At 62.1% G+C, this 14,925-nt stretch carries 12 protein-coding genes; 1 reads left to right on the top strand and 11 read right to left on the bottom strand.

The genetic code is table 11. From position 1 onward, the window contains the following. Positions 1–42: 42 nt before the first annotated feature. The 4 genes from mazG to cysM all read right to left on the bottom strand — a co-directional run bounded on the left by mazG (position 43) and on the right by cysM (position 5,559). Positions 43–900, bottom strand: coding sequence for a nucleoside triphosphate pyrophosphohydrolase (gene mazG / locus LLY24_RS12415; RefSeq protein WP_259036613.1), 858 nt, complete (start codon positions 898–900; stop codon positions 43–45). Next, a complete protein-coding gene (gene relA / locus LLY24_RS12410) occupies positions 890–3,184 on the bottom strand; it encodes a GTP diphosphokinase (protein ID WP_259036612.1) in 2,295 nt (764 codons plus the stop codon). Before relA ends, mazG begins: the two co-directional genes overlap by 11 nt. Before the next feature lie 65 nt (positions 3,185–3,249). Further along, complete coding sequence (locus LLY24_RS12405) at positions 3,250–4,662, bottom strand: TRAM domain-containing protein (protein ID WP_259036611.1); 1,413 nt, start codon at positions 4,660–4,662, stop codon at positions 3,250–3,252. Next, complete coding sequence (gene cysM / locus LLY24_RS12400) at positions 4,663–5,559, bottom strand: cysteine synthase CysM (RefSeq protein WP_259036610.1); 897 nt, start codon at positions 5,557–5,559, stop codon at positions 4,663–4,665. Between the two features lie 88 nt (positions 5,560–5,647). Between cysM and LLY24_RS12395 the strand changes: the two genes are divergently transcribed. Then, on the top strand, positions 5,648–8,359 hold the full coding sequence (locus tag LLY24_RS12395; RefSeq protein ID WP_259036609.1) for an ATP-binding protein: 2,712 nt from the start codon (positions 5,648–5,650) through the stop codon (positions 8,357–8,359). Positions 8,360–8,380: 21 nt separating this feature from the next. Here LLY24_RS12395 and acpS read toward each other — a convergent pair whose 3' ends face one another. The 7 genes from acpS to lepA all read right to left on the bottom strand — a co-directional run bounded on the left by acpS (position 8,381) and on the right by lepA (position 14,772). Then, a complete protein-coding gene (acpS, locus tag LLY24_RS12390; protein ID WP_259036608.1) occupies positions 8,381–8,758 on the bottom strand; it encodes a holo-ACP synthase in 378 nt (125 codons plus the stop codon). Then, a complete protein-coding gene (pdxJ, locus tag LLY24_RS12385) occupies positions 8,759–9,601 on the bottom strand; it encodes a pyridoxine 5'-phosphate synthase (protein WP_259036607.1) in 843 nt (280 codons plus the stop codon). Between the two features lie 140 nt (positions 9,602–9,741). After that, positions 9,742–10,473, bottom strand: a complete 732-nt coding sequence (gene recO / locus LLY24_RS12380; RefSeq protein WP_259036606.1) for a DNA repair protein RecO — start codon at positions 10,471–10,473, stop codon at positions 9,742–9,744. A gap of 2 nt (positions 10,474–10,475) precedes the next feature. Beyond that, positions 10,476–11,390, bottom strand: coding sequence for a GTPase Era (gene era / locus LLY24_RS12375; protein ID WP_259036605.1), 915 nt, complete (start codon positions 11,388–11,390; stop codon positions 10,476–10,478). Then, positions 11,387–12,079 carry a ribonuclease III gene (gene rnc, locus LLY24_RS12370; RefSeq protein ID WP_259036604.1) on the bottom strand — a complete coding sequence of 231 codons (693 nt, stop codon included), beginning with the start codon at positions 12,077–12,079 and terminating at the stop codon, positions 11,387–11,389. Before rnc ends, era begins: the two co-directional genes overlap by 4 nt. A gap of 57 nt (positions 12,080–12,136) precedes the next feature. Next, positions 12,137–12,940: a signal peptidase I gene (gene lepB / locus LLY24_RS12365; protein WP_259036603.1), complete on the bottom strand. Its 804-nt coding sequence runs from the start codon at positions 12,938–12,940 to the stop codon at positions 12,137–12,139. 14 nt (positions 12,941–12,954) lie between these two features. Continuing rightward, the gene (lepA, locus tag LLY24_RS12360; protein ID WP_259036602.1) at positions 12,955–14,772 is read right to left on the bottom strand and encodes a translation elongation factor 4; all 1,818 of its coding nucleotides are present in this window, start codon (positions 14,770–14,772) and stop codon (positions 12,955–12,957) included. Between the last annotated feature and the right edge of the window lie 153 nt (positions 14,773–14,925).

Genomic DNA, 14,925 nt, shown 5'->3' with positions numbered 1-14,925 from the left:
GTATATAAAAGTAAATCACTTCGGAGCGTAACGCCCACGCGCTTAAGAGCGCTCTTGCACCTTGGCCGTCTGCCAGTGCCGCTCCATCTCCTTAAGGCTTGTCTCGCGGCAGTGCTTACCTTGAAGCGCTAGCTGGGTCTCGACGTAACGAAAGCGGCGTTCGAACTTGGCGTTGGTAGCGCGAAGGCACTGCTCGGGATCCACCTTGAGCCGACGCGCCAAATTGGTAACGGCGAAGAGGACATCGCCGACCTCCTCGCGGGCGTGCGCGTCATCACCGGCATCGAGGGCCTCTTCGACCTCGTCGAGCTCTTCACGAATCTTGGCCAGCACGCCGCGGGCATCATCCCAGTCGAAGCCCACACCCGCCGCCCGCTTGGAGAGCTTGGCGGCGCGACTGAGTGCGGGGAGCGTACGTGGCACATCGTCCAGCGCCGAAGGCGGTGCTTTGTCGATGTCTTCACGGCGCTCGGCGCGCTCTTCGGCTTTGAGCGCTTCCCAACGGCGATTGACCGTCTGCGTCTGTACCGCTTCGGCGCTCACGCCCGGCGGGCGGCGTGAGGCGAGCGTGCCGTCGGGAAAGACGTGGGGGTGACGCCTGAGCATCTTCTCCATCAGCGTATCGAGAACGGTAGCAAAATCGAAGAGGCCCTCCTCGCTGCCGAACTGGGCGTAATAGATCACCTGAAAGAGCAGGTCACCAAGCTCTCCCGGCAGCTCATCGAAGGCGCGCCGCTCGATGGCATCGGCGACCTCGTAGGCCTCCTCCAGAGTGTGCGGCACGATGGAGTCCCACCCCTGCTTGATGTCCCAAGGGCAGCCCTGCTCAGGGTCGCGCAGGACACGCATCAGGGTGAGTAGATCTTCGAGGCGATAGCGATGGGCGGCATCAAGCGCCATGGTGGCCTCCTTTACGGCTCTTTCCCGACTCGGCCTTGTTGGGGTCGGCGTTGCGCAGGCGGCGCACTTCGGTGACGTTAGGCAACTGCTGAATGCGCGAGAAGAGGCGTCCGAGGCTCTCAAGCCCGTCCACTTCCAAAGTAATGCGCAGGCGCGCAATGCCCTCTTCGGTGTCGGTGAGCGTATTGACCGCCAGCACGTTGACCTTCTCATTACCAAGCAGACCGGTCACGTCGCGCAGTAGACCCGAGCGATCCCAGGCCTGGATTTCGATGGTAACGGGATAGCGCGTCTGGGCACGCTCGCCCCACTCCACCTCGATGATGCGCTGAGGCTCGTCGAGACGCAGCTGAAGGAGGTTGGAGCAGTCTTGACGATGCACGGTCACCCCGCGCCCCTGAGTAATGAAGCCGACGATCGCCTCGCCTGGCACCGGGCGGCAGCAGTTGGCCATGCTGGTCTTGAGGTTGCCCACTCCGAGTACGGTGATATCGCTTTTGGTCGCTTTGCTCGACTGGCGTTTGGGCTTGGCCAAAAGTCGATCGAGCTGCTCTTGATCGTCGCTCTCGCCGAACAGTTGCTGAGCCTGATGGAGCACCTGGCCGATGCGCAGATCCCCCGCGCCGAGCGCGGCGTACATGTCGTCGGCGTTTTGATAGTTGACGGCGTGGGCGAGTTTGACCAGATCGAGCCCGTCGACGTCGAGCCTGCGCATTTCGCGCTCGAATAGCGCCCGTCCCTCTTCGAGGTTCTGCTCGCGGGCCTGGTGCTTGAACCACGCCTGAATCTTGGCGCGCGCGCGCGAGGTGCGCACGTATCCAAGGCTCGGATTGAGCCAGTCGCGGCTCGGCCCGCCTTTAGTCGCGGTGAGAATCTCGACTTGCTGATTGGTCTTGAGCTTGTAGGTCAACGGTACGATGCGACCGTTGATTTTGGCCCCACGGCAGCGGTGGCCAATCTCGGTATGGACGCGGTAGGCGAAGTCGATGGGCGTGGCTACGCGCGGCAGATCGATGACGTGCCCATCGGGGGTAAAGACGTAGATACGATCAGGGGCGACGTCGCTGGAGAGCCCTTCACGCAGATCGCCGAAACTGCCCACTTCCTCCTGCCACTCGAGCACCTGACGAAGCCAAGCGATCTTCTCTTCGTAGCTGCTGCTCTTGGTGTTGACATCGTGGCCTTTGTAGCGCCAGTGGGCGCAGACCCCGAGCTCCGCTTCATCGTGCATGGCGAAGGTGCGTATCTGAATTTCGAGCACTTTGTTCTCAGGACCCATCACCGCCGTATGCAGCGATTGGTAGCCGTTTTTCTTGGGGTTGGCGATGTAGTCGTCGAACTCGTCGGAGACGTGATGCCAGCGCGAATGGACGATGCCCAGCACGGCGTAGCAGTCGGCCACGCTCGGCACCAGAATACGCACGGCGCGCACATCGTGCACCTGGGAGAAATCGATGCGTTTGCGCTTCATTTTGCGCCAAATGGAGTAGATGTGCTTGGCCCGGCCGCTCACGTCGTAGGGGTCGATGCCTTGAGCACCGATCAAGCCTTTGAGCGTCTCGACCACATCGTGGATATAGCGATCCCGGTCCAGGCGCCGCTCGGCCAAGAGCTTGGCGATGGTCTTGTACTCCTCCTCGTGGAGGTAGCGAAACGAGAGATCCTCGAGCTCCCACTTGACATGACCGATGCCCAGCCGGTGTGCCAGCGGCGCGTAGATATCGGCGACCTCGCGCGCCACCTGCAAACACTTCTCCAGCGGCGCATCCTTGACCTGACGCAGCGCGCAGGTGCGCTCGGCGATCTTGATCAACGCCACGCGCACATCGTCGACCATGTTGATCAGCATCTTGCGCAGGTTGTCCTGCTGATTGTGCTGCCCCATGGCGTGGCTGGTGGTCATCGGATAGCTGATCGCGGCCATCTGCAGTACACCGTCGATCAGCTTGGCAACCTCATCACCGAAACGCTTTCCGATGGCCTCGACCGAGATGAGCCCCTCGCGCGCCGCACGATAAAGCACAGCGGCCTCGAGGGCGGGCTGGTCGAGCTTGAGTTCGCCGAGAATATCGGCCATCTCAAGCCCCATGCGAAAGCTCGACATTACCGCCGCGCTGCGATGCCCGCCGGCGTTACTGGCAGCCAGCTCACGCGCCAGCTCACAGGCGCTACGTAGGCGCTCGGGGTCACCCAAGCGTACATCGTCCTGTAGGCGCGCCAACCATTGTTGTATGTCCACCTCGCCGCTGGGGGTTAGCGGTTGGTCTTCACGCACTTTCACCATGACATCGATTCATCCCTTCAGAGCGAACGCGACTGCGCGCCCGCCGTGGCTTGATGCACTCAAGATTACTGCGCGTACTCAAACAGCATCAGCGTTTCCATATGGGCAGTGTGCAGGAACATATCGGCCACCGCCACCTGGCGAATGCGGTAGCCTGCCTGAACCAGCAGTGCCGCGTCGCGAGCAAGCGTGGCGGGGTCGCAGGAGACGTAGGCCACACGGGGCGCAGGTCGCGCGGCGAGCGCTCGGCACACCTCCAAAGCGCCGCTACGCGGTGGATCGAGCACTACGGCATCGGCCGAACCATAGGCATCGAACAGCGCCGATACCTTGTCGGCCTGAAAGAGATCGGCCTGCTGCGCGGTCACCGCCAGGCCATTGGCACGCGCATTACCCGCCAAACGCTCGACCATGGCCGCCGCCCCTTCCACGGCGTGTACGCTGGCACCGGCGGCGGCCAGAGGCAGGCTGAAGTTGCCGATACCGGCGAACAGATCCACTACCTGCGCCCCCTTGGGTGCCAGCCAAGCGACCACATGGGCCACCATCTGGCGGTTGACCTCGGCGTTGACCTGGAGAAAATCGCCCGGCTCGAAGGCAAGGGTGATGGGAGGCAAACCGGGCAGTGCGAGCGTATCCGAAAGCGCTACGGGCTCGCCCCACCAGTGCAGCTCGGGTGCCTCGCGCCCTTGCCACATGGCCAAACGTGCGTCGTGCTCGGCAACGAAGGCGGCCCAGCGCGCTTGGTCGTTAGCGTGCGCTTTCAGCTGACGCACCAGCACCACGCAGGCCGCATCGGTTGCCAGAAGCTCGATATGCCCCACCAGGCGCGGCGCCTCGAGCGCGGTAAGCAGTGCTCGCAGCGGCGCCAACAGGCGTTGAAGCGGCGTAACCAGCACCGGGCAGGCGGCGATATCCACTAAATGGTGGCTGCCTGCGGCGCGAAAGCCCAGATGTACCTGACCGCTGCCATCCACCTTGACACCCAGGCGAGCGCGGCGGCGATAGCCTTGTTGCTCACCGTTGAGCGCCGCCACCGGCCCCGACCACGCGACTCCCTGACGCAACAGCAAGTCATGCACCACGGCGTGCTTATGCGCACGCTGAGCGGGAACCTCGAGATGCTGAAGATCACAGCCGCCGCACTGGCCAAAATGGTGGCAGGGTGGTTCGACCCGCTCGGGCGCATCGATGAGGCGCTTTTTGACGTGCGCTTCATCGAAGCGCTTGCGCGTGCGATGAATGGCCACCTCGACGCGCTCGCCTGGCAGGGCGCGGTCGACGAACAGCGTCTTACCCGCCAGGCGGGCGATACCGCGGCCGTCGTGGGCGAGACGTTCGATGTGCAACAGCGCGTTCGATGCGGGCGCCTCACCTGCAGCCGGCGGCAGGTCGCTTACCCGTACAGAAGCGCCGCGCGCCAAGCCCGACTTTCCTGAAGCCGCGCGCGGCGGGCGCTTCTTACCCAGCAGGGCCATCTATACCTCCGGGGCGAAGAGGCCGGTGGAGAGGTAGCGGTCGCCGCGGTCGCAGACCACGAAAACGATGGTCGCGTTCTCCACCTGCTCGGCGATACGCAGCGCCCCCGCCAGGCTCCCACCCGAGGAGACGCCTGCCAGAATGCCCTCTTCGCGCGCCAAGCGGCGCATGTGCTCTTCGGCTTCTAGCTGGCCGATATCGAGCGTTACATCGACCCGCTGGGCCTCGAAAATCGAGGGCAAATACGCCTCGGGCCAGCGCCGAATACCGGCAATGCTAGCGCCATCGGCAGGCTGCAGGCCGACGATCTGAACCTCGGGGTTTTGCTCCTTGAGAAAGCGCGATACCCCCATGATGGTGCCGGTGGTGCCCATGGAACTGACGAAATGGGTCACCTGACCTTGGGTCTGCTGCCAAATTTCAGGGCCAGTGGTGCGGTAGTGGGCCAGCGGGTTATCGTGGTTGGCGAACTGATTGAGCGGTTTGCCTTCGCCACGCGCGATCATGCCCTCGGCGAGATCGCGTGCCTCCTCCATGCCGCCCTCCTTGCTTGCCAAAATCAGCTTGGCGCCGTAGGCCGCCATGGCTTGTTTGCGCTCGGAGGAAGCGCTTTCCGGCATGATCAATACCATACGGTAGCCTTTGATCGCGGCTGCCATGGCCAGCGCAATACCGGTATTGCCGGAGGTGGCTTCGATCAAGGTATCGCCGGGGGCGATATCGCCACGCGCCTCGGCTTCGTTGAGCATGGAAAGCGCGGGGCGATCCTTCACCGAGCCTGCGGGGTTATTGCCCTCGAGCTTGGCTAGTAGGGTGTTGCCACGCCCAGCGGTAATACGCTTGAGCCGCACCAGCGGCGTATTGCCGACGACGTCTTCCAGAGTGGGATAATGCATCGCACCTTCCTTAATTAAACCGATATGCTGCATTATATCGAGGCTCTCTTGGGCTGGACAGGCAACTACCGGGGAAAGCTACACCGTTATGTCACTCAACACGCGCTTACTGCTTGCCCTGCTCGGCATTCCGCTGCTGGTCTATGGTGTCATGGCAGCGCTGTTCGTGGTTCAGGAAGAGGCCAAGAGCCATGACCGCCTCGAAGAGCGTCTTGAGATGGCGGGCACCTTGCTGGCCCCGAGTTTAGGCGCCGCCATTGCCGATACCGACCTGGAAACGCTGGAATCACTCGCCCAGCACTTTTTCGAAGGTAAGGGGCTGCGCTCCATCGCGATCTTCGATGAGCAGGGCAACCGCTTAGTGGCGCTGGGCCGCGGCTCAGCCACGCCACTGCCTTCGCGCATTCCCGGCGCCACCACCCTCGACGCCAGCGATGACACCCTACTGATGCAGATGCCGCTCTACGCCAGCACCGCCAGTGCGCAAATCGACTTCACTACCGGCTGGCTCGAGGCCGAAGCGGATCTTCGCCCGCTCACTCTCGAGCGCTACCGCCTGATTGCAAGCCTGGGCCTTGGTGGCATGCTGCTAGGGCTTTTGCTGTTTTTATTTGCCTACGCTCTGAGCCGCCACGCCACGCGGCCAATCGAAGAAGCCAATCAGGCGCTCTATCGTCTGTCGCGTGGCGACTATCATCTCTATCTCAGCCCATCGTCGGCCACCGAGCTGCGCCAGTTGACGCTACATATCAATGCCCTGGCGGAAGACTTTCAGCGCGCCCAGCACGATCTCCAGCTACAGATCGAACAGGCCACCAGCGACCTGCAGGAGTCGATGGAAACCATCGAAGAGCAGAACATCAAACTCGATATGGCGCATCGCAGCGCACTGCGGGCCAATGCGGTGAAGTCGGAATTCATGGCTAACATGAGCCACGAGATTCGCACGCCGCTCAATGGCATCATCGGCTTTTGCCGCCTCCTCGGGCGCTCCACCCTCGACGAGCGCCAGCGCGACTGGCTGCAGCACGTGCACAAGGCTTGCGACAATCTACTGATGCTGGTCAACGACGTACTCGATTTTTCCAAGCTCGAAGCCAACCGGCTCACCCTCGAAGAGGCCGACGTCGACATCGTCGCCCTGGTCGACGAAGTGCTGGGCCTACATGCCCCCGAAGCCCAGCGCAAGCAGCTGCAGCTCGTCGCCATGGTATACGATGACGTGCCGACGCCGCTGAGTGGCGACCCGCTACGCATCCATCAGGTGCTCAACAACCTGGTCAGCAACGCGCTCAAGTTCACCCACCGCGGAGAGGTGGTGATTCGCGTCATGCTCGACGCCTATGAAGGCCAACACGTGGTGCTCGATATCAGCGTTAGCGACAGCGGCATTGGTATGAGCGACGAGCAGCAACAAAAGCTCTTTAGCGCCTTCACGCAGGCCGAGCCCAGCCACTCGCGCCAGTTCGGCGGTAGCGGCTTGGGACTGACCATCAGCCGCCAGCTGGTGCAGCGCATGGGCGGCGAGATCAGCGTCGAAAGCGAGCTTGGCAAAGGCGCGACCTTCTCCTTCACCCTGCCGCTCTTGGCTCACAACGCCAATGCGCGCCCTAGTGAGCTCGCGTTGGCACATCCCAGCGTACGGGTGATCGAAGCGCACCGGCCCACGCGCATGGTGGTGGAGCATCTGCTTCAGCGTTGGGGCGCCACCCTACTCACGCCCAGCAGCGAAGACGCTGCCGATCTACTCGTGCTGGGCATCGATACGAGCGAAGCAAGCGGCGAGTCGCTAGAACAGTGGCGCGAAACGCTGCATGACCACGCAGGTCCTGCGCTTGTATTGGTCAACTGCAGCAGCTTCGAGCTGCCCGCCATCGCCCTACCCCACGGTGGCGAGGTCATCTACAAGCCCTTCACCCGAGCCAAGCTCGCCGATGCGGTAAGCCAGCTGTTGAGCCAGAAGAATGGCGCTACCCTGCCATCAGTGGCTACTGCAGCGCTTCCTGCGCCGCAGAGCGGTATCGATCTGTTGATCGTCGACGACAACGCACCCAACCGCGAATTGCTCAAGGCCATGCTCGAAAGCCAAGAAGTCCAGGTGACCCTGGCCGAGAGCGGCGCCCAGGCGCTGGAGTACGCGCGACGCCAGCTGTTCGATCTGGTGCTGATGGACATTCGCATGCCAGGAATGGACGGCATACAGACCACGCAAGCGCTGCGACGGCTGAACAAGGTGTGGTCACGCTGCCCCATCGTTGCCGTAACCGCTCACGTTCCCAGCGGCGAGCGTGAGCAGTGGCTGGCGGCCGGGCTCGACGACGTGCTGGTTAAGCCCGTCGACGAAGCCAAGCTGATCGCACTGCTGCATCGCTTTCTCGGGCTCGGCGCCGTGCTACCCCCGCCATCGGCGCTGGAGCCGCCTGGCGCCAAAGCCCCGCCCGCTCAGCCCCCCAGCGCTCGCCTACCAGTCATCGACCTTGCGCTGGGTACGCGGCTGGCAGGCGGGCGCCAGGATCTTGCCAAAGAGCAGCTCAAGCGATTGATTGATACCTTGCAGGAGAGCGAGATCCAGATGCGCCGCGCCTTCGCGGCGCAGAACCTGGGGGCTCTACTCGATCACGTGCATGCCCTCAACGGCGCCAGCCGCTACTGCGGGGCGCCGGAGCTGGCATTGACGGTGGAAACCTTGGAAACGCGCCTGCGCACCAGCGATCTGGCCCAGGCGGAAGCGTTACTGGAGGAGCTCTACCAAGCGATGGCGCGGCTCATTGCCCAGCGCCACACGCTCGATCGTCTCTGATCCTGCGGCAAAGACGCGACCTTAGCGCTCAAGCACGACGAAGGCCACGGCATAGTCGGCCTCGTCGCTAAGGGTTACGTGCATGGCGGTCACCCCCTGTTCACGCGCCAGCGCTGCGGCCGCACCGCTTAGCCGCAGTGACGGCTTACCCAAGGCATCGTTGACGACTTGGACGTCGCGCCACTGTAAACCATCGCGAAGCCCACGCCCCAACGCCTTCAAAAACGCCTCTTTGGCCGCGAAGCGCTTAGCAAGATACGCCGCAGGCTGCGGCGCCGTTGCCAGCACGCGCTGCTCCTGTTCGCCCAAAATGCGCGCGGCAAAGCGCGGCCCGTGGCGCTCCATGGCGCGGCTAAAGCGTGCGATGCGGGCGATATCCGAGCCAATCCCAACGATCATTCAGTGGCCGCCGCAGCAGTGGCCGTGATCATCGTGGGAGTGTGCATGCGCGTGATCATCGTCATGGTCATGATCGTGGGCATCGAGTGCCGCCATCAAACCAGCCTCTTGCCCCGCGATGGTCAGACGCTTCATTTCGGCAACCGCCTCTTTGAGCCCGACGAACAAAGCGCGGGCGATGATGGCATGACCGATATTGAGCTCGTTGATGCCTGGCAGCGCAGCTATCGCTTCGACGTTGTGATAGTTGAGCCCGTGTCCAGCATTGACCACGAGGTCGAGCGCCAGCGCCTTTTGCGCTGCTTGGCTGAGCCGCACGTACTCGGCGTTGGCCTCGGCGCTGCCCATGGGGGCTTCGGCATAGGCGCCGGTATGCAGTTCGATGGTGGGCGCCCCCGCCGCAAAGGCGGCCTTGACCTGGGCTTCGTCGGGGTCGATGAACAACGACACGTCACATCCCACCGCGCTTAACCGCTGACACGCTGCAGCAACGGCATCGAACTGACCGACCACGTCGAGGCCGCCTTCAGTGGTCAGCTCTTCGCGCTTTTCCGGCACCAAGCAAACGTGCGCCGGGCGCACCTCTTCGGCCAGGGCGAGCATCTCTTCGGTGAGCGCCATCTCAAGGTTCATACGCGTATTGAGCACTTCGGCCAGCAGGCGCACGTCACGCGGCTGGATATGGCGGCGATCTTCGCGCAGGTGCACGGTGATACCATCGGCGCCCGCCTCTTCGGCCAGCAACGCTGCCTGCACCGGGTCAGGGTAGCGCGTCCCCCGCGCTTGGCGCAGCGTTGCTACGTGATCGATATTGACGCCTAGAAGAATCCGCGGCGGGTGCATGGCAGGCTCCTAATGGATGATGAGGGATAAGTGGTGAAAGGTAGGTGATAAAGAGTGAGTGGTGAAGCGTGAGTGCCGAATGCAAAGAAAACTGGGTGTGTCACTATAACGCCAATAAAATCTAACCGAAAATGGGCAGTTCAAGATGCCCCACCCACTCTCGGCGCCCCGTCGGCGCGGCGACGCCGCAGGGCCAGATCCTGCATCAGCTCTCGCGAGCGCAAAGGCTTCACGCCAAGAAGCGGCGTCAAGGCTGCGCGCAGTACGGCCTTGAGCGTACCGGCAAGCCCAGGATGCTCCCAATCGCCCTGATCGATATAGCGCAGCGCGCGGCCATCGAGCCCGCTTTCGGCGATGCGAAAGCAGCGGCTCTCGGCGACGAAGCAGTATTTGCTTTGAGGGTCGAGCGCCTGGCCGTCATCGCCGACAAAGCGCGGGGTGGCTTCTAGAGTATCGAGCAGGCTCCACTCGAAGCGACGCAGCGCCAGGGCGCGCGCCTGAGGCACCGGAAGCGCTTCGAGAAGCGCAGCGTAAAAGGCGAACCCATCGGCAGCGGGCAGCTCCATCGGCAGCAACCGCGTGGCGATCTCGTTGGCATAGAGCCCGCAGAGTAGGCCTTCACCAGCCAGTAAGGCGGTTTGGCCGCGCGACTCCAAAAGGCTCAAGCGCTTGAGTTCGCGCTCGCCCTTCCAGTTGACGAATAGCGGAGTGAACGGCTGTAGCCGCTGGCGCGCCTTGGAACCGGGACGCTGCATACCGTGGGCCACGGCGCGCACCCGGCCATGATGCAGCGTCAACAGATCGACCAGCGCGCTGCTTTCACGGTAGGGCGTGCGATGAAGAAGAAAGGCGGGTTCGGGTGCCGTCGGCATGATCAGTCGAGATCGTATCCCAGACTCTTCAGCGCGCGTTCGTCATCCGACCAGCCGCGCTTGACCTTGACCCAGAGATTGAGCATTACCTTGGTGCCGAAGGCGCGTTCCATATCGAGGCGCGCTTCGCGACCGATACTCTTGATACGCTCGCCATTCTCGCCGATCAGGATCACTTTTTGCCCTTGACGCTCGACCAGGATCAGCGCACTGATGTGGGTCACGCGCTCGGTCTCGCGAAACTCCTCGATCTCGACGGTCATCTGATACGGCAGTTCGTCGCCCAGCTGACGCATGACCTTTTCACGTACCAGTTCGGCAGCAAGAAAGCGCAGGCTCTTGTCGGTGACCTGGTCGTCGGGGAAGTAGTGAATGCCTTCGGGGAGGTGCTTGGCGACCTCGGCTTCCAGGGTATCTACCTGGGTGCCGTGCTTGGCCGAGATAGGCACGATGGCAGCGAACTCGCGCCGCGCCCCCACTTCGGCAAGCCAGGGCAGTAAATCGCCCTTGTCTTGGAGGCGATCGACCTTATTCACCGCAAGGATGATCGGCGCTTCGACGTGCTCCAGGCGTTTGAGTACGGCTTGGTCTTCATCGGTCCAGCGCGTGCGGTCGATGATGAACACGACGCAGTCGACATCGCGCAGCGCCTGGCTTGCCGCTTGGTTCATGAAGCGGTTGATCGCCTTGTTGCGGTCTTTCGACATGATGTGCATGCCGGGGGTATCGACGTAGATGAACTGCGCCCCACCCTCGGTCTTGATGCCCATTACCTGGTGGCGCGTGGTCTGCGGGCGCCGCGAGGTGATCGAAATTTTCTGGCCGAGAATTCGGTTCATGAGGGTGGACTTGCCCACGTTGGGGCGGCCCACGATGGCGACAAAGCCACAGGTTTGGCGCTGGTCGTCTTGGCTCATGGCGTCTCTCCCGGTCGTTTTTCAAGATGCAGCAGCGCCTCTTCGGCGGCCTGCTGTTCGGCGTGCCGTCGGCTAGGCCCCTTACCGGTGGTATGCTGGCTAAGCAGATCGATATAGCACTCCACGGTAAAGGTCTGGGCGTGCGCTTCGCCCTTGACCGACACCACCTCGTAGCGCGGCAAGGCGGCCTGACGCGACTGCAAAAACTCCTGCAGCCGGGTCTTGGGATCTTTCTGCGTATCCTGCAGCGAGATGTTCTCGAGGCGCTCGGCGTACCAGGCAAGCACGCGCTCGCGCACGCTATCCATGCCGGCATCGAGATAGACTGCCCCAATCACCGCTTCGACGGCATCGGCAAGGATCGATTCGCGCCGGTGGCCGCCGCTTTTCATCTCCCCCGAGCCCAGGCGCAGGCACTCGCCAAAGGCCATTTCGCGGGCGAGCTCTGCTAGCGTCTGGCCCTTGACCAAGCGCGCGCGCAGGCGCGAAAGCTGTCCTTCACGCGCCTGTGGGAAGCGCTGAAAAAGCGCCTCGGCGATGACGAAATTGACGATCGAGTCGCCTAGAAACTCCAGGCGTTCGTTATTGCGCCCGCCGAAGCTGCGATGCGTCATGGCCAGTTCCAGCAGCGACTCGTCGCCGAAGGTGTGGCCGATCCGTCGGCAAAACGCATTTAAAGAGTTGCTCACAAGGCTCCTACGTCATCGACGTTTACAAAAAATGCTTAGCGCCCTTTAGCGTCAAGCTTACTCGATCCGGCGTACGCTAGAGAAGCTGGGCAGGCCGCCATCCCAGTGCATCCACACGGCAAAGGCGCGACCGACGATATTCGCCTCCGGCACCATACCCCAGTAACGGCTGTCGTTGGAGTGGTCGCGGTTGTCGCCCATCATGAAGTACTGGCCTTCGGGCACTTCGATTTCCCGCACCTGCGGTCCCGGATCGCGCGGGTTGTTATAGATCAAATGGTTGGCGCCGCCGAGCTGCTCGCGCAGCAGCAACTGGTCCGGCGAGGCCTCGGGCCCCTCTTCGATCAAAAGCTTACCCACGGGCTCGCCGTTGACGTAGAGCTGCTTGCCTTCGTAGCGAATACGGTCGCCCGGCAGACCCACAACGCGCTTGATGAAGTTGACCGAGGGCTCCTGGGGGAAACGAAACACCATGACATCGCCGCGCTCGGGCTTACCCACCTCGACCACCTCGGTGTGCAGCACCGGCAGGCGCAGGCCATAGGCGTACTTATTGACCAGAATGAAGTCGCCGACTTCCAGCGTCGGACGCATCGAGCCCGAAGGGATCTGAAACGGCTCGACGATGAAGCTGCGCACGATCAAGACGACGAACAACACCGGAAAGAACGAGCGCGCGTAGTCCACAAACCAGGGCTCTTTTTCCAGCTTTTCTCGCGTTTTGGCGTCGAGCCCTTCGGTGGTAGCGCTTTCGGCAGCAGCGACGCGCTGGCGGCGACGTTTACGCAGCCAGACGGCATCCACAAAATAAACGATGCCCGACAGCAGCACCGCCAGAACCAGCAAAAGTGAAAAATCCATGAGTCAGGTGATTCCTAATCGTTGACCTTGAGTACGGCCAGGAAGGCATCTTGGGGGATTTCGACGCGCCCCACTTGCTTCATGCGCTTCTTACCGGCTTTCTGTTTTTCGAGTAGCTTCTTCTTACGCGAGACGTCGCCGCCGTAACACTTGGCGGTCACGTTCTTGCGCAGTGCTTTGACCGTCGAGCGCGCTACCACTTGGCCGCCGATGGCCGCCTGGATGGCGACATCGAACATCTGGCGCGGAATCAGCTCTTTCATCTTCTCGACCAGCAGACGCCCACGCGAATGAGCGTGATCGCGGTGAATGATCACCGCCAAGGCATCGACCTTATCGCCGTTGATCAGCACGTCCAAGCGCACAAGCTTAGCCGCTTCGAAACGCTCGAAGTTGTACTCGAGCGACGCATAGCCGCGCGAGATGGATTTCAGGCGGTCGAAAAAGTCCATTACCACTTCTGACATCGGCAGCTCGTAGGTGAGCTGGATCTGGTTACCCAAGAACTGCATATCGAGCTGGGTACCGCGGCGCTGTTCGCACTCGGCGATGACGTTACCCACGTACTCTTGGGGCACCAGGATGCTGGCCCGTACGATCGGCTCGCGCATCTCGTCGACGTCGGCCATGTCCGGCAGCTTCGAGGGGTTGGAGACGTAGCTCACGTCGCCATTTTTCATTCCCAACTCGTAGACCACCGTCGGCGCCGTGGTCAAAAGATCGAGATCGTACTCACGCTCTATGCGCTCCTGGATGATCTCCATGTGCAGGGTGCCGAGGAAACCCACGCGGAAGCCAAAACCGAGGGCGTCCGAATTTTCCGGTTCGTACTCGAGCGAGGCATCGTTGAGCGCGAGTTTTTCCAACGCGTCGCGGAAGTCCTCGTAGTCGTCGGCGCTGACCGGGAACATCCCGGCGTAAACCTGCGGCTTGACCTTCTGAAACCCCGGTAGACGAGGGACGTCCGGCGTCTTGGTATGGGTGATGGTATCGCCTACCGGCGCGCCATGGATCTCCTTGATCCCAGCCACCACGAAGCCCACCTCCCCGGCGCGCAGAACGTTGGTCTCCTTACGCAGCGGAGTGAAGATACCGATCTCGGTGGCGTTCCAGTCCCGCCCGGTCGACTTGATGCGAATCTTGTCTCCCTTGCGCAGCGTGCCATCGAACAGGCGCACTAGCGACACGACGCCGAGGTAGTTGTCGAACCAAGAATCGATGATCAGCGCCTGCAGCGGCGCATCGGGATCACCCTTGGGTGAAGGGATGTCGCGCACCAGGCGCTCGAGCAGCTCATCGATGCCGATACCGCTTTTGGCCGACACCTGACAGGCATCGGTGGCATCCAAGCCGATGATCTCTTCGACCTCTTGGGCGACGCGATCGGGATCGGCCTGAGGAAGATCGATCTTGTTGAGTACCGGCAGCACTTCGAGGCCCTGCTCGATGGCGGTATAGCAGTTAGCCACCGACTGTGCCTCGACGCCCTGGGCGGCATCGACCACCAACAGCGCCCCTTCACAGGCGTAGAGCGAGCGCGACACTTCATAGGAGAAGTCGACGTGCCCGGGGGTGTCGATGAAGTTGAGCTGGTAGGTTTGGCCATCCTGGGCGGTGTAGTCGAGGGTGACCGACTGCGCCTTGATGGTGATTCCGCGCTCGCGCTCGATATCCATCGAATCAAGCACCTGCTCCTTGAGTTCGCGTTCGGTCAAGCCGCCGCAAACCTGAATCAGACGATCCGAGAGAGTCGACTTGCCGTGGTCGATATGCGCAATGATGGAGAAGTTACGGATGTGCTTGAGCTTATCGCTGGGGGCATCGTGAGACATCGAGAGTGTTCTGCCTTAGTGGTACGCAAGCGGTGGTAGAGACGCGCGACGGACATGGGTCGCCCCATGTCCGCCATGCTGAAATCGGGCCGCTAGGCTAATTTCGACAAAAAGTTGGATGCTATTGTAGCGATATGCGCGGTGCAGGAACAG

Origin of the sequence: Halomonas dongshanensis (assembly GCF_024790395.1) — a bacterium.
In the GTDB taxonomy this organism is placed as follows: Bacteria; Pseudomonadota; Gammaproteobacteria; order Pseudomonadales; family Halomonadaceae; genus Vreelandella; species Vreelandella dongshanensis.
The sequence above is the reverse complement of the archived record's forward strand: the minus strand, read 5'-3'. Positions and strand labels throughout refer to the sequence as shown.